Origin of the sequence: Curtobacterium sp. MCPF17_031 (assembly GCF_003234035.1) — a bacterium.
Lineage (GTDB): Bacteria > Actinomycetota > Actinomycetes > Actinomycetales > Microbacteriaceae > Curtobacterium.
Map to the genome: position 1 here is coordinate 198,872 of NZ_QKSG01000001.1, position 21,492 is coordinate 220,363.

Genomic DNA, 21,492 nt, shown 5'->3' on the forward strand with positions numbered 1-21,492 from the left:
TCCCGGCCGTTCGTCGTCCGGGCCGTTCGTCGTCCGGCGGGGTGCGCCTCCCGGCCGGTGTCGACTACTGCCGCGCGTCGGCGACCAGGTCGACCGCGTACGCCGCGAACCACGAACCCGCGGCAGGCCCGCCGTTGCACGTCCCGTCGCTCGCCCCGGGCGTCTTGACCCAGAGCAGTGCGTCCAGTGCCGTCGTGCCGCCGGTCGCGTGCGGTACCCGGCCGAGACCGGCACCCGGCGGGTTGCACCACGACCCGGACCACCCGCGGCCATTGCGCGAGGTGTCGATGACGTAGTGCGACCCACCCGTCAGGGCACTCACGCGGTCGGCGTAGGCCCGCTCCCCGTCCACCCCGTAGAAGTTCGACACGTTCGTGAAGAACCCGCGTGCGTCCGCGACCCCGGCCTGCCGCAGGTACGAGGCCTGCAGTACCGGCGTGTTCCAGTTCTCGTTGCCGCCGTCGAGGTAGGTCGGAACGCCGGCGGCCGTGAACGCACGGACGGCGGACGCGATCAGCCCGGGTCGTGTGTCACGCTCACTCGTGCACGTCGCGAGGTGCGAGAGCGAATCCGGCTCGACGAGCACGACCGCCCGGTGCCCGCGGAGGTCGGCGGCGATCTGCTGGTTCCACGCCGTGTACTCGGCGGCACCGAGCCCGCCGGCGGAGTAGCCGCCGCAGTCCCGGTTGGGCACCGCGTAGGTCACGAACACCGGGGTGGTCCCGGCCTTCTCGGCGACGGCCAGGTTGCGGGCGACGACCCGGTCGAGCAGGCCGCCGGTGTACCACTCGCCGAGCCACGTCGCGATCGGTCGGGTGGCGATCGTGCGGGCGGCGGCCGCCTCGGTGGTCCGCCCCTCGGCGGTGAGCTTCGCTGCCGCCAGGGCGGGCTGGCTGTCCGGCTGCACGGCGAGACCGCCCGCGAAGACCTCGGTCGCGGCCGCGGTCCTGATGGTGGCGCTCGTGAGCGGTGGCACGGCGGCGACTGCCCCGTCCGAGGCGTGCAGTGCGCCCGTCCCGGTGATCGTGGCCGTCGCGATGAGCACTGCTGCGACGCGTGCTCGGATCCTGGTGTGCATCGGTTCCCCTCCGAGGTCGGGGGGGGGGGGGGACGCCCTGCACGTCCGTACCGCCGACCGTGGACCATCGGAACCCGTGCTCCGCGTGGCGGTCGATCTCCAGAACGAGGGGTTGACCCGGGCGCGAGCGCCGTGCTCGTCCGGTGGTGCGGGCGGGTCGGAGCCGGCTCAGGTGTTCCGCCATGCAATTCCGCACGAGAATTCCGGAAAGGGTTGCGCGTCACTCGCGGACATGGATAGTGTTCACTCGTCGCGAACGCCCGAACGGATGTGTTCCGATGAATGCAGAGCAGTACTGATTCAGATCGGTACTGATTCAGATCGGTACTGATTCAGATCGGTACCGATTCAGAGCAGTACCGATTCAGAGCAGTACCGATTCAGAGCAGTACCGCAGAGACCTCGCCGAAAGGGGGCCGACAATGATCACCATGCAGACGCCGTACCGTGCAGTCCGTGGAACCACCGGTCCCGTCCTCGGTTCCTGCTGATCGGTCTCCCTCGCCCCTGCGGGATGCGCTGAGTCCAGCGCCGTGCTGGTCTCGTTCCGTGCTGAGTCCTGGCGGGCCCTGAGCCTGAGCCTGAGCCGGGACTCCGACCGGGCCTGAGCCTCGGCGCGCTGGAGCCCGGCTGGTGCGCTGGACCGCGAGCGGTGCTGGTCCGGCCGTGGCGCGCCTCCGGCTCGGCAGCAGGTCCGGCACTCGTGCACGACCGTCCCGGCCGGGTCGCACTCTTTCCGACAATGCGTCCGGAATGCCCTGACGACATTCTGCGAGGTCGCACTGTCGCGCCTTCCGGGACATCGCCACGGTGTTCTCCGGTCGATTCGTCGACCCTTTCTCGAGCACTCGAATCCATTCTCCGAACAGGAATCCACCATGTCATCGAAGACCCTCCTCCGACCCGTGCGGCCGCCGACGGGACGACCCCACCGGGTGTCGTTGCCGGACCGGATCGCCCTCCGGATCGGACTCGCCCTCATCGTGTGGAGCCGTCGCACCCGGCGGCAGCCGCACGAGGTCGACCCGGCCGACGAGCTCCGCCGGCACCGCGAAGAACAGGCCCGCCTGCGCCGAGAAGCCGAGTGGCTGATGCTCGGCGCCGCCATGCACATGTGGCGGTGACGGACGTGGGCAGCCGTCGCGACCAGCGCCGGACGGGAGGCACGGCACCAGCCGGTGGCGAGCCTCCCGTCCGGCGCCACCCGTGCAAGCGCGCCGGACGGCGGGACGCTGCCAGCCCCGTACGGTTGAGTGCATGACCGACTCCGCGGCTGCTCTCGTCGAGCGCCTCACCACGATCGTCCCCGACTTTCCGAAGCCGGGCGTGCTCTTCCGCGACGTGACGCCGGTGTTCGCCGACCCGATCGCCTTCGGCCGCGTCTGCGAGGCCCTCGCTGCGCCGTTCGCGGTGGGTGCCGGTTTCGAAGCCGTCGCCGGGATCGAGGCCCGCGGGTTCGCCCTGGCCGGCGGCATCGCCGCCCAGCACCAGGTCGGCGTGCTCACCGTGCGCAAGGCCGGCAAGCTGCCCGGCGAGGTCCTCAGCGAGCAGTACGCGCTCGAGTACGGCGAGGCCGAAATCGAACTCCGCCCGGGCCAGCTCGAGCCCGGCACCCGCGTGCTCGTCGTCGACGACGTCCTGGCCACCGGCGGCACCGCGGCCGCGACCGTGACCCTGCTCGAGCGTGCCGGGTACCAGGCGATCGGGTTCGCCGCGCTGCTCGAACTCGACGGGCTGTCCGGCCGGGAGCGCCTCGAGCCGCGCCTGCCCGTGACCACGCTCGGCCGCGTGCCCGCCTGACCCGGCCCGCCACTACCATCGACGTACCACCAGACCGAGGGAGCCCCACCATCGTGACCGAGTCAGTCGCCGCAGCATCCGCCGAGCCCGCCGACGTGCCCCAGGCACCCGAGCCCCGCACCGCGACGACCACCACGACGGGGACTGAGCTCTTCGACGGCGTCCGCGGAGTCGTCGCCATCCGTGTCGACGGAGTGCTCAAGGACCTCGCCGCCGACGTCCAGGCGGGGGAGACCGCCGAGCCGGTGACGCTCGACGAGCAGGACGGCCTCGACATCCTGCGCCACTCGGCCGCGCACGTGCTCGCGCAGGCGGTGCAGCAGATCAACCCGGACGCCAAGCTCGGCATCGGTCCGCCCGTCACCGACGGTTTCTACTACGACTTCGACGTCGCCGAACCCTTCACGCCGGAGGACCTCAAGGCGATCGAGAAGGGCATGGACCGCATCGTCAAGCAGGCCCAGCGCTTCCGTCGCCGGGTCGTCACCGACGATGAAGCCCGCGAGCTCATGACGGGGGAGCCCTACAAGCAGGAGCTGATCGGCCTGAAGGGTGCCGCGTCAGAAGGCGACTCCGGTGAGAGCGTCGAGGTCGGCGCCGGTGAACTCACCGTCTACGAGAACGTCGACCCGAAGTCCGGCGACGTCGTCTGGCAGGACCTCTGCCGTGGCCCGCACGTCCCGCACACCCGCTGGATCGGCAACGCCGCCAAGCTCATGCGCGTCGCCGCGGCGTACTGGCGCGGCTCGGAGAAGAACCCGCAGCTGCAGCGGGTCTACGGCACCGCGTGGCCGGACAAGGACCAGCTCAAGGCGTACCTCGTGCGTCTCGAAGAGGCAGCGAAGCGCGACCACCGCAAGCTCGGCGCCGAACTCGACCTGTTCTCGTTCCCGGACGAGATCGGTTCCGGCCTGGCGATCTTCCACCCGAAGGGCGGCATCATCCGCCGCGAGATGGAGGACTACTCGCGTCGTCGGCACGAGCAGGAGGGCTACTCGTTCGTGTACACGCCGCACATCACCAAGGGCGACCTGTTCGAGCAGTCCGGGCACCTCGGGTGGTACAAGGACGGCATGTTCCCGCCCATGCACATGGACGAGGCCCGCGACGAGGACGGCAACGTCACCCGCCAGGGCGCGGACTACTACCTCAAGCCGATGAACTGCCCGATGCACATCCTGGCGTACCGGTCGCAGGCCCGGTCGTACCGCGACCTGCCGCTGCGCATGTTCGAGTTCGGCACGGTCTACCGCAACGAGAAGTCCGGCGTCATCCACGGCCTCACCCGGGTCCGCGGGCTGACCCAGGACGACGCGCACATCTTCACCACGCAGGAGAAGATGAAGGAGGAGCTCACGACGACCCTCCAGTTCGTGCTGTCCCTGCTCCGCGACTACGGTCTCGACGACTTCTACCTCGAGCTCTCGACCAAGGACCCCGAGAAGTACGTCGGCGACGACGAGGTCTGGGAGGTCGCGACGAACACCCTGCGCGAGGTCGCCGAGGAGTCCGGGCTCGAACTCGTCGCCGACCCCGCCGGTGCGGCCTTCTACGGCCCGAAGATCTCCGTGCAGGCGCGGGACGCCATCGGGCGCACCTGGCAGATGTCCACCGTGCAGCTCGACTTCAACCTGCCGGAGCGCTTCGGGATCGAGTACGCCGCCGCCGACGGCACCCGGCAGCGCCCGGTGATGATCCACCGCGCCCTGTTCGGGTCCATCGAGCGGTTCTTCGGCGTCCTCACCGAGCACTACGCCGGCGCGTTCCCCGCGTGGCTCTCGCCGGTCCAGGTCGTCGCGATCCCGGTGGCCGAGGAGTACGGCGACTACCTCGACGAAGTCGTCACGAAGCTCCGCGCGAAGGGCGTCCGCGCCGAGGTCGACCACTCCGACGACCGCATGCAGAAGAAGATCCGCACGCACACCAAGGCGAAGGTGCCGTTCCAGCTCATCGCGGGCGGGGACGACCGCGACGCCGGGGCCGTGAGCTTCCGCTTCCGGGACGGCCGTCAGGACAACGGCGTGCCCGTGGACGAAGCGGTGGAGCGCATCACGACCGCCATCCGCGACCGCGTGCAGGTCTGATGACCGGCCCGCTCGACGACGAGGGCGACCCGCTGGTGATCCGGGACGCCGCCACCCAGGCGGCGGTCCCGGACGCCTTCCAGCGCCTGTGGAACCCGCACCGGATGGCCTACATCGACGCCGGTCGCGCGGGCGAGGGCCGCGGACACCGTGACGACTGCCCGTTCTGCGAGGCGCCGCGGAAGTCCGACGAGGACGCCCTCATCGTCGCGCGCGGCGAGCACGCGTACGTCCTGCTGAACCTGTACCCGTACAACAACGGACACCTGCTGGTCTGCCCGTACCGACACGTCCCGCTGTACGACGAGACGACGCCGGAGGAGCTGCAGGAGATCGGCGAGCTGACCCAGACGGCGATGCGGGTCCTCCGGCGGGTCTCGCACTGCGACGGCTTCAACATCGGCATGAACCAGGGCGAGGTCGCCGGAGCCGGGGTCGCCGCGCACCTGCACCAGCACCTGGTCCCGCGGTGGGAGTCGGACTCGAACTTCTTCCCGATCATCGCCCGCACCAAGTCGATGTCGCAGATGCTCGGAGACACCCGGGTGCTCATCGCGGACGCTTGGGGCGAACAGCGCTGACGCCTGCTCCGCACTAAGATGGGGGGATCATGAGCGACAGCACCCCCAGCACCGTCAACGCCACTTCGACCACCGGGTCCTCGCGCGTCAAGCGCGGTCTCGCGGAGATGCTCAAGGGCGGCGTCATCATGGACGTGATCGACGCCGACCAGGCACGCATCGCCGAGGAAGCCGGCGCCACCGCCGTCATGGCCCTCGAGCGCGTCCCCGCCGACATCCGCGCCCAGGGTGGTGTCGCCCGCATGTCCGACCCGTCGATGATCGAGGAGATCATCGCCGCCGTGTCGATCCCGGTCATGGCGAAGGCCCGCATCGGGCACTTCGTCGAGGCCCAGGTGCTGCAGGAGCTCGGTGTCGACTACATCGACGAGTCCGAGGTCCTCTCGCCGGCCGACTACGTGAACCACATCGACAAGTGGGGCTTCACGACCCCCTTCGTCTGCGGCGCCACCAACCTCGGCGAAGCCCTCCGTCGCATCACCGAGGGTGCGGCGATGATCCGCTCCAAGGGCGAAGCGGGTACCGGTGACGTGTCCGAGGCCACGCGCCACATCCGCACCATCTCCAAGGAGATCGCGGCGCTGCGGAACCTCAAGGAGGACGAGCTCTACGTCGCCGCCAAGGAACTGCAGGCGCCGTACGACGTGGTGAAGGAAGTCGCCCAGACCGGCGCACTGCCCGTCGTGCTCTTCACCGCCGGTGGTGTCGCCACCCCCGCGGACGCCGCGATGATGATGCAGCTCGGCGCGGACGGCGTGTTCGTCGGCTCCGGCATCTTCAAGTCGGGCGACCCCGCGAAGCGTGCCGCCGCGATCGTCAAGGCCGTCACCTTCCACGACGACCCCAAGGTCATCGCCGAGGTCTCCCGTGGTCTGGGTGAGGCGATGGTCGGCATCAACGTCGCCGACGTCCCAGCACCGCACCGCCTCGCCGAGCGTGGCTGGTAAGGCCGCCCCCCGGATCGGCGTCCTCGCACTGCAGGGCGACTTCCGCGAACACATCGCCTCGCTCACCGAGCTCGGTGCGGACGTCGTCCCGCTCCGCCGCCCGGAGGAGATCGACGCCCTCGACGGTGTCGTGATCCCCGGCGGCGAGTCGAGCGTGATGGACAAGCTCTCCCGCGCGTTCGGCGTCGCCGAGCCCCTGAGCGACGCCATCCGTGCCGGACTCCCGACCTACGGCACGTGCGCGGGCATGATCATGCTCAGTTCGCGGATCACCGACGGCATCGCGGGGCAGCACACGCTCGACGTCCTCGACACCACGGTGCGACGCAACGCGTTCGGCAACCAGAACGACTCGTTCGAGATCGACATCCCGATGCCCGACCTCGGTGCCGACCCGGTGCACGCGGTGTTCATCCGCGCGCCGGTCGTCGAGCAGCACGGGTCCGGCGTCGTCGTCATCGGTGCGCTGCCCGACGGCCAGGTGGTGGCCGTGCAGCAGGGCAACGTGCTCGCGAGTGCGTTCCACCCCGAGGTCGCGGGCGAGGACCGGTTCCACCGTCGCTTCCTCGACATCGTCCGCCGCGCCTGACGCGGGCTCCGTGGCGCGCCGGTACCGGCCGTGTGGGCCCAGCCGGTAAACTGTCGGAGACTTTCCGCACGACGCAAGGAGAACCGTGTCCGGGCATTCCAAGTGGGCGACGACGAAGCACAAGAAGGCCGTCATCGACGGTCGCCGTGCGAAGTCGTTCGCCAAGCTCATCAAGAACATCGAAGTCGCCGCGAAGATGGGCGGGGCCGACATGTCGGGCAACCCGACCCTCGTGGACGCGGTCCAGAAGGCCAAGAAGACCTCGGTCCCGAACGACAACATCGACCGCGCCATCAAGCGCGGCGCCGGCCTGACCGGTGAGTCGATCGAGTACACGACCATCATGTACGAGGGCTACGGGCCGAACGGCGTCGCGCTCCTGGTGGAGTGCCTCACCGACAACAAGAACCGTGCCGCGGCCGAGGTCCGGACGGCGATGAGCCGCAACGGCGGCACCATGGCCGACCCGGGCAGCGTCGCGTACAACTTCAACCGCAAGGGTGTCATCTCGGTCACCAAGACCGACGACCTGACCGAGGACGACGTGATGACGGCCGTCCTCGACGCCGGCGTCGAGGACGTCATCGACCAGGGCGGTGGCTTCGAGGTCATCACCGAGGCGAGTGACCTCGTCGAGGCCCGGACCGCCCTGCAGGCTGCCGGCATCGACTACGACGCCGCGGACGCCGAGTTCGTGCCGAACCTCAAGGTCGAGGTCGACGCGGACACCGCCCGCAAGGTGTTCAAGCTCATCGACGCGCTCGAGGACAGCGACGACGTCCAGAACGTCTACGCCAACTTCGACGTGCCGGCGGACGTCCAGGCCGAACTCGACGAAGACGAGGACTGATCACGGCCAGGTCCGGCGCGGCGCTCCGGGTCCTCGGGGTCGACCCCGGGCTCACCCGCTGCGGCGTCGGCGTGGTCGAGGTCATGCCGGATCGCCGGGCGCGGCTGGTGCACGTGACGGTCGTGCGGACCCCCGCCGACATGGCGCTGGAACTGCGACTGCTCGCGATCGCCGAGGGCATCGCCGAACAGATCGACGCACACCGTCCCGACGCGGTGGCGGTCGAGCGTGTCTTCGCGCAGGCGAACGTCCGCACCGTGATGGGGACGGCGCAGGCGTCGGGCCTGGCCCTGCACGCGGCCGCCGCGCGCGGGCTGCCGGTCGGTCTGCACACCCCGTCCGAGGTGAAGGCCGCCATCACCGGCTACGGCAACGCGGACAAGCGGCAAGTCCAGGCGATGGTCGCCCGGGTCCTCGGGCTCGCCGAGGCGCCGAAGCCCGCCGACGCCGCGGACGCGCTCGCCCTGGCCGTCTGTCATGCCTGGAGGCTCGGCTCGCCCGACGCCGTCAGCTCCGGTCCGTCGACGCTCACCCCGGCACAGCGGGCCTGGCGGGACGCGCAGGCCGGTGCGGCCGGACGCAGTGCCGCGTCGCCCCTCGTGCGGAGCGGCGGCGCGAGGACGTCCCCGGCCCGCCCTAGGCTCGGGGCATGATCGCGAGTCTCCGGGGCACCTGCATCGACGTCGCCGGATCGACCGCCGTGGTGGAGGTCGGGGGAGTCGGGTACGCCGTCACGGTGACGCCCGCGCACGCCCTGACGATGCGCCACGGATCCGAGGTCTTCGTCCGGACGGCCCTGATCGTGCGCGACGACGCCTTCGAGCTGTTCGGCTTCGAGTCGACCGATGCACTGCGCGTCTTCGACCTGCTCCGGAGTGTCTCCGGCGTCGGCCCGAAGTCGGCACTCGGCGTCCTCGGGCAGATGACCGCGGCCCAGGTCGCGAACGCCGTCGCGAACGACGACGACGGAGCGTTCCGCAAGGTCTCCGGCATCGGCCCGAAGACTGCCAAGCTGATCATCGTCGCCCTCGCCGGCAAGCTCGCCGCCTTCGAAGCGCCCACGGCCACGACAGCGGCCGCCGCAGCCAGCGCCCACCCCGCGTCCGAGGACGTCGTCACCGCGCTCGTCGGTCTGGGTTGGCGCGAGGACGCTGCCCGCAGTGCCGTCGACGACGCCGTCGCGAACGAACCCGGTGTCGAGCAGATGGGCACCCAGGCGCTGCTCCGCGCCGCACTCGGGACCCTCCGACCCACCGGTGCCGGACGGTGAGCGGCGGGATCACCGCCGCCGACGCGCAGTCGCCGGAGGAGCTGGCGTTCGAGGGAGCGTTGCGACCGAAGTCGCTCGACGAGTTCGTCGGACAGCGCAAGGTCCGCGGGCAGCTCGACCTGCTGCTCAAGGCCGCGGCGATGCAGGACCGGACGCCGGACCACATCCTGATGGCCGGGCCTCCCGGACTCGGCAAGACCACGCTCGCGATGATCGTCGCGCACGAGTCGGCGCGGCCGCTGCGGATGTCGAGCGGGCCGGCGATCCAGCACGCCGGCGACCTCGCCGCGGTGCTGTCGTCCCTGATGCCCGGTGACGTCCTGTTCATCGACGAGATCCACCGGATGGCGCGCTCGGCCGAGGAGATGCTCTACCTGGCGATGGAGGACTTCCGCATCGACGTGATGGTGGGCAAGGGCGCCGGGGCGACGAGCATCCCGCTCGATCTCGCGCCGTTCACCCTCGTCGGGGCGACCACCCGTGCCGGGCTCCTGCCGAACCCGCTCCGCGACCGGTTCGGCTTCACCGCACACCTCGAGTTCTACGAGCGTGACGAACTCGAACAGGTCCTGATCCGTGCCGCGCACCTGCTCGAGCTCGACTTCGACCGGTACGCCCTGCGGGAGATCGCCGGGCGTTCCCGGGGTACCCCACGCATCGCGAACCGCCTGCTTCGTCGTGTCCGGGACTATGCCCTGGTGCACGGCACCCGCGACGGCATGGCTGCCGTCCAGGGCGCCCTGGAGCTCTACGACGTCGACGAGTACGGCCTCGACCGGCTGGACCGCGCGGTGCTCGAGACGATGCTCACCCGCTTCGACGGCGGACCCGTCGGCCTGAACACGCTCGCGGTGTCCGTGGGCGAGGAGTCCGAGACCATCGAGTCGGTCGTGGAACCGTTCCTCGTGCGGATCGGTCTGGTCACCCGGACCCCGCGCGGGCGGATCGCGACGCCGCAGGCCTGGCGACACTTCGGTCTGACACCCGGCCAGGCGGCCGCCCAGCCCGGTCTCTTCGACGCCGACGATGCGTGAAGTACTGCACATGTGCGTGCTCTAGACTGCTCGCGCCCGAAACCGCTCGACCGACCGAAGGCTCCCATGGACCAGTACTTCCTCATCATCATCGTCGTGGCGTTCGCGGCCTTCATGTTCTACAGCAGCCGCAAGCGCAAGAAGCAGCAGACGGAGACGGCCAGCCAGATGGTCCCGGGCGCACGCGTCATGCTGTCCTTCGGCCTGTACGGCACGCTCGTGTCGGTCGATGACGAGAAGGTCACGGCGGACGTCGAGATCGCACCCGGCACCGTCATCACAGTGCACCGCCAGACGCTGTCCCGCGTCGTCCCGGAAGAGACCCCGGAGGCCGTGGACACGACCGTCACGACCGAGACGGAGTCGGACTCCCACGTCACCGAACTCAACGGCGAGCCGATCTACGGCGAGCGTGTCGAGGACGTCGACATCACGAAGCGCAAGACCGAAGACTGACCTCCGACGCCGCCGGCTGACCGGCGGTGCGACACCATGAGCCCCGTGCGTTGCGACGTGCGGGGCTCACGACAGAAAGACGAGACGACCGGTGGCACGATCGACACCCGTCAAGAAGGCGCTCCGCTCGCTCACCTGGTTGGTGATCCTCATCGCGGTCCTCGCGGGGTTGAACACCGCCGCATCGGTCCTAGCGAGCACCACCAAGGACGCCTCCGACAAGTGGTACGCCGGCGCGAGCTGGCTCCCCGAGCTGGCACTCGACCTGCAGGGTGGCACGCAGATCACCCTCGCGGCGCAGAGCACCGAGGGCTCGGCAGTCACCTCGCAGCAGCTGCAGCAGGCGGTGAACATCATCCGCCAGCGCATCGACGCCACCGGTGTCTCGGAGTCCGAGATCAACACCCAGGGCGCGAACAACATCGTCGTCTCGATCCCGGGCAAGCCGGACCAGCAGACGATCCAGCGCATCGAGGCCGCGGCGAAACTGACCTTCCGGCCGGTGCTCTACACCGAAGCAGCGTCGGACAGCGCCGTGGGGGACTCCGGCTCGGGGTCGTCCGCCTCGCCGACGCCGTACTCGCCGCCCGCATCGCTGCAGGCGACGCCGAGCGCGAAGCCGACGAACGGCAGTGACCTGGCCTGGGTGACGCCCAAGCTGCAGGACCTCTACACGAACTACAAGTGCACGGCTCCGGACGACGTCACGTCGGCTCCGGATGACGAGCCCCTGGTCACGTGCGACAACGACGGTGCGGCGAAGTACATCCTCGGCCCGGTCGAGGTGTCGGGTGCCGACATCAGCAACGCCACGTCGGGTCTCGCGTCGAACTCGCAGGGCACGACGACCGGCGAGTGGGCCGTCAACCTGTCCTTCAACGGGGCCGGCACGAAGGACTTCGGCTCGGTCACGAACCGCCTGGTCAAGCTCGCTCAGCCGCAGAACCAGTTCGCGATCGTCCTCGACGGCACCGTCATCACGGCACCGACGACGAACTCCGCGATCACCAACGGCAAGGCGCAGATCACCGGCAACTTCACCGCCGACTCGTCGAAGACCCTCGCCGACCAGCTGAAGTACGGCGCGCTGCCGATCAACTTCCAGGTCCAGTCGAACGAGGTCATCTCCTCGACGCTCGGCACCGCGCAGCTGGTCGGTGGCCTCGTCGCCGGTCTCATCGGTCTGATCCTCGTGGTCATCTACTCGGTCATCCAGTACCGGTCCCTGGCGTTCGTCACCGTCCTGTCGCTCGGTGTCGCCGCAGCGCTCACCTACCTGGTGATCGCGATCATGTCGTGGCGCGTCGACTACCGACTGTCGTTGGCGGGAGTCGCGGGTCTGATCGTGGCGATCGGCATCACGGCGGACTCGTTCATCGTGTACTTCGAGCGCATCCGGGACGAACTCCGTGACGGCCGAGCCCTCGAGAGCGCGGTCGAGTCCGGTTGGAAGCGTGCACTCCGCACGATCCTGGCGTCCGACTCGGTGAACTTCCTCGCCGCCGTGACCCTATACGTGCTCGCGGTCAGCGACGTGAAGGGATTCGCGTTCACGCTGCTCCTCACCACCCTGATCGACGTCGTCGTGGTCGCGCTCTTCACGCACCCGATGATGCAGCTCATCGCCCGGACGCGTTTCTTCGGCGAAGGGCACCGCTTCAGCGGGCTCGACCCGGCAGCACTCGGTGCGGTGTACCGCGGCCGAGCGCAGTTCCGGGCCCCGATCGTGGACGGCAAGCGGCAGCGCAGTGCGCGTGAAGCCGCCCGCCGCCAGACCATCGCCGAGCGCAAGGCCGCCGGCACCGACAACGGCACGGGCAACGGCACCGGCAACGGGAAGGACAGCTGATGGCGAGCTTCAGCCAGTTCGGCAGCGACCTCTACACGGGCAAGCGGTCCTACGACATCGTCGGACGCCGGAAGACCTGGTACGTCATCGCGGTCGTGTGCATCGTGCTCTCACTCGCGATCCCGTGGCTGCGCGGCGGGTACCAGCTCGGCATCGAGTTCACCGGCGGCTCCGAGTTCACCATCTCCGACGCGAAGTCGACGGACCAGGGCCTCGCGACCGAGACGGTCGAACGCGTCGTCCCGGACGTCATCCCGCGCGTCTCGCAGCTCGGCCAGCACGGCATCCGCGTGCAGACCGGTCAGCTGACGACCGCCCAGACCGACGAGATCGCCTCCGAGCTCGCTTCGGCGTACGGGGTGCCGGACGACAAGGTCGCCGCGACCTTCATCGGTGCGACGTGGGGTGCCGACGTCCTGGCACAGGCGATCCGCGGTCTCGTGATCTTCCTGGCCCTGGCAGCAGTGTTCATGGCGCTGTACTTCCGCACCTGGAAGATGTCGCTCGCGGCGATGACCGCACTGATCCACGACCTCCTCATCACTGCGGGCGTCTACGGCATCGTCGGACTCGAGGTCACGCCGGCTGCGGTGATCGGCTTCCTCACCATCCTCGGGTACTCGCTGTACGACACCGTGGTGGTGTTCGACAAGGTGCGCGAGAACACGAGCATCGAGTCGATCCGCACGTTCAAGCAGTCGGTCAACCTGGCCGTGAACCAGACGCTGGTCCGATCCATCAACACCTCCATCGTCGCGCTCCTGCCCGTTGCGGCGATCCTGTTCATCGGGTCGTACGTGCTCGGTGCCGGAACGCTCCGGGACATCTCGCTCGCGCTGTTCATCGGCATCATCGTGGGGACGTACTCCACGATCTTCCTGGCCTCGCCGATGTACGCGCACCTCCGTGAGAAGGAGCCGAAGATCGTCGCGGCCGACGCGAAGAAGCAGCAGGCGGCCGCGAAGAAGCGTCCGGTCGAGGCCGGGGCGGAGGTCTGATGGCCGCCGCCGAGGTCGACCTCACCGAGGCGCTCGCGCGCCTGGAGGCCGGCGCACCGCTGATGGACGTGCGCGAGCAGTCCGAGTGGGACGAGGTGCATGCACCGCAGGCGACGCTGTTGCCGATGTCGGAGCTGCAGGCCCGTTGGGCCGAGGTCCCCGTCGACGACGAGCACCCCGCCGTGGTCGTGTGCCACAGCGGGTACCGCTCGGCGCAGGTGGTCGCGGCGCTCGAGCGCGCCGGCGTCCCCGCCGTCAGCCTGTCCGGCGGCATGGTCGCCTGGGAGCAGTCCGGCGCCCCGGTTGTCCGGCCCGGCACGGCCGCCGCCGCTGACGGCGAACGTGGTCACGAGCACTGACACGACACGCGTAGTGTTGTCGGATCGAGTCCCGGGAGGCGCAGCATGACCGACACGCGTGAGTCCTCGCAGCCGGATGCCGGCGCAGCCTCCCGGTCCGGCGGTGCTCCCGAGTCCAGCGGTGCGTCTCGGCCCGGCGACGGCTCGCGGCCGGGATCGGCACCGCGGCCGTCCAGTCCACCGCTCGGTGCGAACACGACGGGGAACCTCGGTTCACTCCGCTCCCTGTTGCCGCGGCTGTTCTCCCGCGCACAGCCCGCGGGTGCCGTCGACACCCTGATCCGCACCGTCCGGTCGCACCACCCCAAGGCGGACACGACGCTCATCGAGCGCGCGTACTCCGTCGCCGAACGCGCGCACGACGGGCAGAAGCGGAAGTCGGGCGAGCCGTACATCACCCACCCGGTGGCCGTGGCGCAGATCCTCGCCGACCTCGGCATCGGCACGATCACGATCGCGGCCGCGCTGCTGCACGACACGGTGGAGGACACCGACTACCAGCTGGACCAGTTGCGCGAGGACTTCGGCGACGAGATCGCAATGCTCGTCGACGGCGTCACGAAGCTCGACAAGGTCAAGTACGGCGACAGCGCCCAGGCCGAGACCGTCCGCAAGATGGTGATCGCGATGTCGAAGGACATCCGGGTACTCGTCATCAAGCTCGCCGACCGCCTGCACAACGCCCGCACGTGGGGTTTCGTGGAGTCCGCCTCCGCGTCGCGCAAGGCGAAGGAGACGCTCGAGATCTACGCGCCGCTCGCACACCGCCTCGGCATCCAGATGATCAAGCTGGAGCTCGAGGACCTGTCCTTCGCCGTGCTCCACCCGAAGCTCTACGTCGAGATCGACAGCCTGGTCAAGGAGCGGCAGCCCAAGCGCGAGCAGTTCGTGCAGAGCGTCACCGGGACCCTCAAGAAGGACCTGAAGGCCGCCAAGATCCGGGGCGACGTCATGGGCCGCCCGAAGCAGTACTACTCGATCTACCAGAAGATGATCGTGCGGGGGCGCGAGTTCGACGAGATCTACGACCTGGTCGGCATCCGCGTCCTCGTCCCAACAGTCCGCGACTGCTACGCGATGCTCGGTGCGGTGCACGCGCGGTGGACGCCGCTGCCCGGTCGCTTCAAGGACTACATCGCGACGCCGAAGTTCAACCTGTACCAGTCGCTGCACACGACGGTCCTCGGGCCGCAGGGCCGCGCGGTCGAGATCCAGATCCGTACGCACGAGATGCACCAGCGTGCCGAGTTCGGTGTCGCCGCGCACTGGAAGTACAAGCAGCGCGTCACCGGGCGCGACGCCGAGAGCTCGAGCCAGTCCGACCAGGACATGGCGTGGCTCGCGCACATCACCGACTGGCAGGCAGAGACCAGCGACCCGGCCGAGTTCCTCGACTCGCTGCGGTACGAGATCGGTGCGAAGGAGACCTACGTCTTCACCCCACAGGGCAAGGTCATCGGCCTGCCCGCCGGGGCCACCCCGGTCGACTTCGCCTACGCCGTGCACACCGAGATCGGGCACCGCACGATGGGCGCCAAGGTCAACGGCCGGCTGGTGCCCCTCGAGAGCGCGCTGTCGAGCGGTGACGTCGTCGAGATCTTCACGTCGAAGAACCCCGACTCCGGGCCGAGCCAGGACTGGCTGACCTTCGTCCGCAGTCCGCGAGCGCGGAACAAGATCAAGCAGTGGTTCACGAAGGAACGTCGCGAAGAGGCGATCGAGCAGGGTCGTGACGCGATCGCGCGGGCGATGCGGAAGCAGAACCTGCCGCTGCAGCGCATCATGAGCCAGGACACCATCTCCGAGGTGGCGTCGGCGATGCGGTACGACGACGTCGCTGCGCTCTACGCGGCTGTCGGCGAGGGCCACGTCTCCAGTCAGTCGGTCATCGAGAAGGCGCTCGGCAGCATCCAGACGGAGACCGAGACCGACGAGCCGGAACTCTCGTTCCCGCGTCACGTCACGAGCCGACAGCTGCGCAACAGCGACAGCGGCGTGCTCGTCCGCGGTGCGCCGGACATCCTCGTCAAGCTCGCGAAGTGCTGTACTCCTGTGCCGGGCGACCAGATCGTGGGCTTCATCACCCGCGGCCAGGGCGTCTCGGTGCACCAGGCGTCGTGCACGAACGTCAAGTCGCTGATGAACGAGCCGGACCGGATGATCGAGGTCGAGTGGGCCCCGTCGTCCAAGTCGGTGTTCCTCGTGCAGATCCAGATCGAGGCGCTCGACCGCTCCGGCCTGCTCAGCGACGTCACCCGGGTGCTCACCGACCACCACGTGAACATCCTGTCGGCCACCGTGTCGACGTCGTCCGATCGCCTGGCACTGTCGCGGTTCGTGTTCGAGATGGGCGACACCACGCACCTCGACCGCGTGTTGAACGCCGTCCGTCGCATCGATGCCGTGTACGACGTGTACCGGGTCAGCGCGGGCTGACCCGGGCAGTGCCGGTCAGGCCGGGCAGTGCCGGTCAGGCCGGGCTCCGATCGGTCCGGTCGAACCCGGTGTCGCGGAACCGCCGCTGCGCCTGCCGTCCCATCGGCGCCCGTTCCGCCCGCTCGAGGCAGCGTCCGACGGACGACGGGTCGAGGTTCGCGGCGACCACCAGTCCGCGGAGGGCTTCGGCGTCCCGCATGCCGAACCGACGTCGGACCCGGAGCAGGTCGAGGGCGGTCGCCTCGGGCGTGAGCACCCGCACCCCGGCGCACGTGGTGACGTCGTCGTCGTCCAGAGCGATCTCGCGCACGGTCGTCCATGCACCACGCCGACGGAACCGTTCGTCGGCGGGGACGCAGCCGTCGTGGGGGACGGGCGGGCGGGAGCACCCGCCCCAGATCCACGCGGCGCTCAGGCCGCCGGCGACGACCCGCGGATCGCCGACGCTCCACCCGTACGAGGCGGCACGGAGGGCAGCGTCCTGTGGTTCGGCGACCGACGCCCAGCAGGCGCCGACCGCGACGAGGTCACCGGCGAGGACGGCGGCGTGCAGTTCCGCCGCTGGCCAGTCGTCCGTGGTGACGAGGCGGGAGGAGGGCACGAGCACATGATCCCGTACCGGGCGTCACCGGGGACGCGGGTGTGGACAAGCGGTGGACCGGCTCGGGACCGGCGTCAGCGCAGGACGTCGGCCCGGTGCACGAGCGCCGCCGCGCCGATGAGCGGGCCGTCCTGCGACAGCCCGGTGGGCACGATCCGCACCTTCGTCACGAACGGGAACTCGACCCGCTCCGCCACGGCCTGTCGGGCGTACTCGAACAGGTCAGGGGAGACGTGTGAGAAACCGCCACCGATCGCCACGACCTCCAGGTCGACCAGGCTCGTCGCGGCCGCGATGGCCTGACCGAGCGCGCGACCGCTCCGCTTGACCGCGGCCACGGCGACCTCGTCCCCGGCCGCGTAGGCGGCCGCGAGCTCTTCGCCGGTGCTGCCGGCGAACCCCTGACGACGCGCCCAAGCGACGGTCTTCGGGCCGCTGGCGACAGCCTCCAGGCAGCCGGTGCCACCGCAGGCGCAGGGGTCCTCGTACCCACCGCACTCGACGTGTCCGATGTGGCCGGCGTTGCCGGTCGGCCCGCTCACGGTCCGACCGTGCAGGATGAGCCCGCCACCGACGCCGGTGGAGACGATCATGCCCATCACGTGGTCAGAGCCCTGCGCGGCACCGACCCAGTGCTCGGCGAGCGTGATCGCGAGCCCGTCCATGCGCAGCGTCACCGGGACGCCATGCGGCACGTGGGCGGCGACGCGGTCGCGGAGCGGGTAGCCGCGCCAGACCGGCATGTTCAGCGGGGAGACCAGGCCGTTCTCCTCGTCGACCGGGCCGGCCGAGCCGATCCCGACGCCGACCAGGGTCGCGTCGTCCGGCAGGCTGGCGAGGGCCGCGACGACGACCTCGTCGACCGCGGCCTGCAGCTCCTCGGACGTGCGCCCGGGGCCGGTCGGGCTGCGGTGCCGGGTGGCGGGCAGGACGACGCCCTGGTCGGTGACCAGCGCGGCCTCGACCTTCGTGCCGCCGAGGTCGACGGCGAGGGCCAGGTTCGAGGACTCGGACGAGGTCGTGGTGCTGGACATGCGCACTCCGGTGTGGCGGTCGGGAGGCCCGGCAGCGGTCCGGGACGTGTCGTCACGTCCGGACGCGGCCGGCCAGGTGAGGTCGGTCGGGGGAGAGGGGCTCAGTAGGACGAGGTGTCGTCGCCGCGACCCGAGGCCGCACCGGTGGCGACGCGGTGCGCGACCTCGTCGAGGATGCGAGCGGAGGCGCTGGTGCCGATACGGTTCGCGCCGGCCCGGACCATCTCGAGCAGGGTGTCGAGGCCGCGGACGCCGCCGGAGGCCTTCACACCGGTGTCGGGACCAACGGTCTCGCGCATCAGACGGATGTGCTCGGCGGTCGCGCCACCACCGGCGAAGCCGGTCGAGGTCTTGACGAACGCGGCACCACCGGCGACGGCGGCACGGCTGGCGGCGACGATCTCGTCGTCGGTGAGGTACGCGGTCTCGAGGATGACCTTGACGACGGTGTCCCCGGCGGCATCGACGACGGCGCGGACGTCACGCTCGACGCGCTGCCAGTCACCGGACTTCGCGGCGCCGATGTCCTGCACCATGTCGAGCTCGAAGGCCCCGTCGGCGAGGGCCTGCAGCGACTCGGCGACCTTGGCCGCGGTCGAGGTGGTGCCGTGCGGGAAGCCGATCACGGTGCCGACGCCCACCCCGGTGCCCTGCAGGCGCTCGACGGCGTGCAGGACGTCACCCGGACGGACGCACACGCTGAACACGCGGTGCGCGGCGGCCTCGTCGAGCTGCGCATCGACCTCGGAGCGGCTCAGCTCGGGCTTGAGGACCGCGTGGTCGATGAGTCGACGCACGGCATCAGCAGTGACGGCTTCGGTGTTGTCGGGGAGCGCTGCGTTGTCCACCCGGCAAGCCTACAAGCAGGCGTGAGGCGTACCGTGCGGAGCATGCGCGTCCTCGTCACCGGGGCCACCGGGTACATCGGTGGTCGACTGGTCCCCAGACTCCTCGATGCCGGGCACGACGTCCGGGTGCTCGTCCGCAACCCACTGAAGCTCCAGGACGTCCCCTGGGCGGACCGGGTGACCGTCGCCGAGGGGGACCTGCAGGACGCCGACGCCGTCGCCGGCGCCGTCGACGGGATCGAGGCGGTCTACTACCTCGCCCACGCCATGGGAGCGGACGGCGACTTCGAGCAGGCCGAGCGCGACGCCGCCCAGACCATGGCCCGTGTCGGTCACGAGGCCGGAGTGCAGCGGTTCGTGTACCTCGGCGGTCTGCACCCGGACGGCGACCTCAGCAAGCACCTGCGCAGCCGGAAAGAGGTCGGGGAGATCCTCCTCGGCTCCGGTGTGCCGACCGTCGCGCTGCAGGCCGGCGTCGTCATCGGTTCAGGCAGCACGTCGTTCGAGATGATCCGTCACCTGACGGACGTCCTGCCGTGGATGCCCGCGCCGCGCTGGGTGCGGAACCACATCCAGCCCATCGCCGTTCGCGACGTCCTCTACTACCTGGTCGAAGCACTCACGATCCCCGCCGACGTCAACCGCACGTTCGACATCGGCGGGCCGGACGTGCTCCGGTACGGGCAGATGCTCAACGGCTACGCGGTCGAGGCGAAGCTGCCGCAGCGGCCGATCACGGTCCTCCCGGTCCTCACCCCGCGACTGGCGGCGCACTGGTTCAACGTCGTGACGCCGATCCCGCGGAAGCTCGCGACCCCGATCATCGAGTCGCTGCAGTTCGAGTGCGTCCAGCGCGAACACGACATCGACGACGTCATCCCGCCGCCGGAGGGCGGACTCACCTCGTACCGCCGAGCGGTCCGGCTCGCGCTGGCGAAGATGCGCAAGGGCGACGTCGAGACGAGCTGGCGGAACGCGACGCTCTCGAGCGGGTCGGCCGATCCGCTGCCGAGCGACCCGGACTGGGCAGGCCACACCGTCTACGTCGACGACCGCAAGCGGCACTCGTCCGCCCCGCCGGAGGCCGTGTGGAGCGTCGTCGAGTCGATCGGGGGCGAGAACGGGTGGTACTCCTTCCCGCTCGCCTGGGTCGCGCGCGGTTGGCTCGACAAGATCGCCGGTGGCGTCGGCCTGAACCGCGGCCGTCGCGACCCGAAGCGTCTCGAGCAGGGTGACGCGCTGGACTGGTGGCGCGTCGAGCGGCTGGTACGCGGTCGGTACCTGCGCCTCCGGGCCGAGTTCAAGTCGCCGGGCCGCGCCTGGCTCGAGATGACCGTCACCCCGTCGGACGACGGCGGCAGCGACTACCACCAGCGAGCGATCTACTTCCCCCAGGGCCTTGCCGGGCGGCTCTACTGGTACGGCATCCTGCCGTTCCACGGGGTGATCTTCCCCGGCATGGTCGAGCGGATCACCGCCCGGGCCGAACGGGAGGCGCACCGCACGGACTCGACGCAGCGCAACTCCACGTACCAGAATGACGACGCGCAGCCAGCGCACGAGGAGGCGGCATGAGTGACGACGGCACGGACGGCGGCAGCACGGGCGGCGACCGCTCGGACGGCGGCGGTGTCCTGTTCCTGGGTGACAGCATCACCGCGGGCGGCGCATGGGAGCAGTGGCTGCCGGACGAACGGACGATCAACCTCGGCGTCGACGGCGACACCACCGATGGCGTCCTGGCACGCCTGGACGAGGTCGTGCAGGCCGCACCCGAGGTCATCGTCCTCCTGATCGGCACGAACGACTTCGGCCACCACCGTGCCAGCGCCGAGCACGTCGTGCGGAACGTCGAGTCCGCCCTGGTGAGCCTCCGTCGTGCGCTGCCGGGCGTCCGACTGCTGCTGGTGTCGATCCTTCCGCGGCAGGCCGAGTACACGCAGAAGATCGAGCAGGCGAACCGGCACCTCCGCCAGTTCGTCGCCACCTGCCACGCCCAGTACCTCGACGTCTGGCCTGCCCTGGCCGACGGGGACCACCTCGACGAGCGGTTCACCGACGACGGGTTGCACCTCGACGAGGACGGGTATCGCGCCTACGTCGCCGAGCTCGTTCCGGCGCTCGAGCGTGTCCGTGAGTTGCCGCCGATGTCCCGGCCGATCTCGCTGGCGGACCTGCGCGACGCCCAGGACCGATGACGGGACGGAAGGGACGGCCGGCGATCGGGTCCTCGCAGCAGGCGACCTCGTCTCCGAAGGCGTCGTCGCGGCAGGCGTCGTCGCAGTCCAGGGCTGCTCGCCCGTCTCCCGGCGCCACTCGCAGGAGCGGGTCGGACCGCGACGGACGGACCCTGCCGGACTTCACCCGGCCGGCCCTCGCACCGTCGCTCCTCGCGGCCGTGGTGCTCCTGGCCTGCGTGGCGTTCCTCGACTCCTCGGCGTTCGTGTTCGCGCGATGGGGCGTCACGGTGCTGGCACTCATCGTCCTGGTGTTCGCGATCCGCGGACGCGTCTGGTGGGCGGCAGTCCTCACGGCCGCCGTCGCCGTCTGCTGGAACCCCGTCGTGGTGCTCCCGATCGCGGGGCAGCTGTGGGCGGCGCTGCAGCTCGTGGCGGCGGCGCTCTTCATCGTCGTCGGGATCGCGGTCAAGGTCCCGCGCTCGGCGGACTGACGCCGCG

General features: G+C 70.1%; 22 protein-coding genes. 18 read left to right on the forward strand and 4 right to left on the reverse strand.

The features are described 5' to 3' along the window. Nucleotides 1-64: 64 nt before the first annotated feature. Nucleotides 65-1,078 carry a glycoside hydrolase family 6 protein gene (locus DEJ31_RS00990; RefSeq protein ID WP_111121012.1) on the reverse strand — a complete coding sequence of 338 codons (1,014 nt, stop codon included), beginning with the start codon at nucleotides 1,076-1,078 and terminating at the stop codon, nucleotides 65-67. An 878-nt stretch (nucleotides 1,079-1,956) separates the two neighbouring features. On the opposite strand from DEJ31_RS00990, the gene DEJ31_RS00995 reads away from it, so the two are divergent. The 15 genes from DEJ31_RS00995 (at nucleotide 1,957) to DEJ31_RS01065 (ending at nucleotide 16,331) form a co-directional block, all read left to right on the forward strand. Next, nucleotides 1,957-2,202, forward strand: a complete 246-nt coding sequence (locus DEJ31_RS00995; RefSeq protein ID WP_111121013.1) for a hypothetical protein — start codon at nucleotides 1,957-1,959, stop codon at nucleotides 2,200-2,202. Between the two features lie 133 nt (nucleotides 2,203-2,335). Beyond that, complete coding sequence (locus DEJ31_RS01000; protein WP_111121014.1) at nucleotides 2,336-2,878, forward strand: adenine phosphoribosyltransferase; 543 nt, start codon at nucleotides 2,336-2,338, stop codon at nucleotides 2,876-2,878. 95 nt (nucleotides 2,879-2,973) lie between these two features. Continuing rightward, on the forward strand, nucleotides 2,974-4,962 hold the full coding sequence (thrS, locus tag DEJ31_RS01005) for a threonine--tRNA ligase (RefSeq protein WP_111121171.1): 1,989 nt from the start codon (nucleotides 2,974-2,976) through the stop codon (nucleotides 4,960-4,962). After that, on the forward strand, nucleotides 4,962-5,543 hold the full coding sequence (locus DEJ31_RS01010) for an HIT domain-containing protein (RefSeq protein WP_110902316.1): 582 nt from the start codon (nucleotides 4,962-4,964) through the stop codon (nucleotides 5,541-5,543). The genes thrS and DEJ31_RS01010 overlap by 1 nt, the downstream gene beginning before the upstream one ends. Nucleotides 5,544-5,572: 29 nt before the next feature. Next, complete coding sequence (gene pdxS / locus DEJ31_RS01015; protein WP_110902315.1) at nucleotides 5,573-6,490, forward strand: pyridoxal 5'-phosphate synthase lyase subunit PdxS; 918 nt, start codon at nucleotides 5,573-5,575, stop codon at nucleotides 6,488-6,490. After that, the gene (pdxT, locus tag DEJ31_RS01020; RefSeq protein ID WP_111121015.1) at nucleotides 6,480-7,079 is read left to right on the forward strand and encodes a pyridoxal 5'-phosphate synthase glutaminase subunit PdxT; all 600 of its coding nucleotides are present in this window, start codon (nucleotides 6,480-6,482) and stop codon (nucleotides 7,077-7,079) included. Before pdxS ends, pdxT begins: the two co-directional genes overlap by 11 nt. 85 nt (nucleotides 7,080-7,164) lie before the next feature. Beyond that, on the forward strand, nucleotides 7,165-7,929 hold the full coding sequence (locus DEJ31_RS01025) for a YebC/PmpR family DNA-binding transcriptional regulator (protein ID WP_110902313.1): 765 nt from the start codon (nucleotides 7,165-7,167) through the stop codon (nucleotides 7,927-7,929). An 83-nt stretch (nucleotides 7,930-8,012) separates the two neighbouring features. Then, nucleotides 8,013-8,582: a crossover junction endodeoxyribonuclease RuvC gene (locus DEJ31_RS01030; protein WP_375537603.1), complete on the forward strand. Its 570-nt coding sequence runs from the start codon at nucleotides 8,013-8,015 to the stop codon at nucleotides 8,580-8,582. After that, nucleotides 8,579-9,199, forward strand: coding sequence for a Holliday junction branch migration protein RuvA (gene ruvA, locus DEJ31_RS01035; protein ID WP_111121017.1), 621 nt, complete (start codon nucleotides 8,579-8,581; stop codon nucleotides 9,197-9,199). Before DEJ31_RS01030 ends, ruvA begins: the two co-directional genes overlap by 4 nt. Further along, complete coding sequence (gene ruvB / locus DEJ31_RS01040; protein ID WP_111121018.1) at nucleotides 9,196-10,233, forward strand: Holliday junction branch migration DNA helicase RuvB; 1,038 nt, start codon at nucleotides 9,196-9,198, stop codon at nucleotides 10,231-10,233. Before ruvA ends, ruvB begins: the two co-directional genes overlap by 4 nt. 66 nt (nucleotides 10,234-10,299) lie before the next feature. Then, nucleotides 10,300-10,689, forward strand: a complete 390-nt coding sequence (gene yajC / locus DEJ31_RS01045; protein ID WP_110902309.1) for a preprotein translocase subunit YajC — start codon at nucleotides 10,300-10,302, stop codon at nucleotides 10,687-10,689. A gap of 91 nt (nucleotides 10,690-10,780) precedes the next feature. Next, on the forward strand, nucleotides 10,781-12,538 hold the full coding sequence (gene secD, locus DEJ31_RS01050) for a protein translocase subunit SecD (protein ID WP_110902308.1): 1,758 nt from the start codon (nucleotides 10,781-10,783) through the stop codon (nucleotides 12,536-12,538). After that, a complete protein-coding gene (gene secF, locus DEJ31_RS01055; protein ID WP_110902307.1) occupies nucleotides 12,538-13,536 on the forward strand; it encodes a protein translocase subunit SecF in 999 nt (332 codons plus the stop codon). Before secD ends, secF begins: the two co-directional genes overlap by 1 nt. Continuing rightward, nucleotides 13,536-13,895, forward strand: a complete 360-nt coding sequence (locus tag DEJ31_RS01060) for a rhodanese-like domain-containing protein (protein WP_111121019.1) — start codon at nucleotides 13,536-13,538, stop codon at nucleotides 13,893-13,895. Before secF ends, DEJ31_RS01060 begins: the two co-directional genes overlap by 1 nt. Before the next feature lie 45 nt (nucleotides 13,896-13,940). Continuing rightward, the gene (locus DEJ31_RS01065) at nucleotides 13,941-16,331 is read left to right on the forward strand and encodes a bifunctional (p)ppGpp synthetase/guanosine-3',5'-bis(diphosphate) 3'-pyrophosphohydrolase (RefSeq protein ID WP_258366061.1); all 2,391 of its coding nucleotides are present in this window, start codon (nucleotides 13,941-13,943) and stop codon (nucleotides 16,329-16,331) included. Nucleotides 16,332-16,365: 34 nt separating this feature from the next. Here the strand turns inward: DEJ31_RS01065 and DEJ31_RS01070 are convergent, their stop codons facing one another. The 3 genes from DEJ31_RS01070 to deoC all read right to left on the reverse strand — a co-directional run bounded on the left by DEJ31_RS01070 (nucleotide 16,366) and on the right by deoC (nucleotide 18,814). Next, the gene (locus tag DEJ31_RS01070) at nucleotides 16,366-16,932 is read right to left on the reverse strand and encodes a type IV toxin-antitoxin system AbiEi family antitoxin (RefSeq protein WP_181421455.1); all 567 of its coding nucleotides are present in this window, start codon (nucleotides 16,930-16,932) and stop codon (nucleotides 16,366-16,368) included. 74 nt (nucleotides 16,933-17,006) lie between these two features. Then, nucleotides 17,007-17,966: an ROK family protein gene (locus DEJ31_RS01075; protein ID WP_110902304.1), complete on the reverse strand. Its 960-nt coding sequence runs from the start codon at nucleotides 17,964-17,966 to the stop codon at nucleotides 17,007-17,009. Nucleotides 17,967-18,067: 101 nt separating this feature from the next. Further along, nucleotides 18,068-18,814 carry a deoxyribose-phosphate aldolase gene (gene deoC, locus DEJ31_RS01080; protein ID WP_258366062.1) on the reverse strand — a complete coding sequence of 249 codons (747 nt, stop codon included), beginning with the start codon at nucleotides 18,812-18,814 and terminating at the stop codon, nucleotides 18,068-18,070. A gap of 42 nt (nucleotides 18,815-18,856) precedes the next feature. Between deoC and DEJ31_RS01085 the strand changes: the two genes are divergently transcribed. Genes DEJ31_RS01085 through DEJ31_RS01095 form a run of 3 tightly spaced genes read left to right on the forward strand, consistent with a single transcriptional unit; the run spans nucleotide 18,857 to nucleotide 21,485 of the window. Continuing rightward, entirely contained in the window at nucleotides 18,857-20,389 is a 1,533-nt protein-coding gene (locus tag DEJ31_RS01085; RefSeq protein ID WP_111121020.1) for an SDR family oxidoreductase, read from the forward strand. Next, nucleotides 20,386-21,012 carry a GDSL-type esterase/lipase family protein gene (locus DEJ31_RS01090; RefSeq protein WP_110902302.1) on the forward strand — a complete coding sequence of 209 codons (627 nt, stop codon included), beginning with the start codon at nucleotides 20,386-20,388 and terminating at the stop codon, nucleotides 21,010-21,012. Before DEJ31_RS01085 ends, DEJ31_RS01090 begins: the two co-directional genes overlap by 4 nt. After that, a complete protein-coding gene (locus tag DEJ31_RS01095; protein ID WP_181421454.1) occupies nucleotides 21,009-21,485 on the forward strand; it encodes a DUF6804 family protein in 477 nt (158 codons plus the stop codon). The genes DEJ31_RS01090 and DEJ31_RS01095 overlap by 4 nt, the downstream gene beginning before the upstream one ends. Nucleotides 21,486-21,492: the final 7 nt, after the last annotated feature.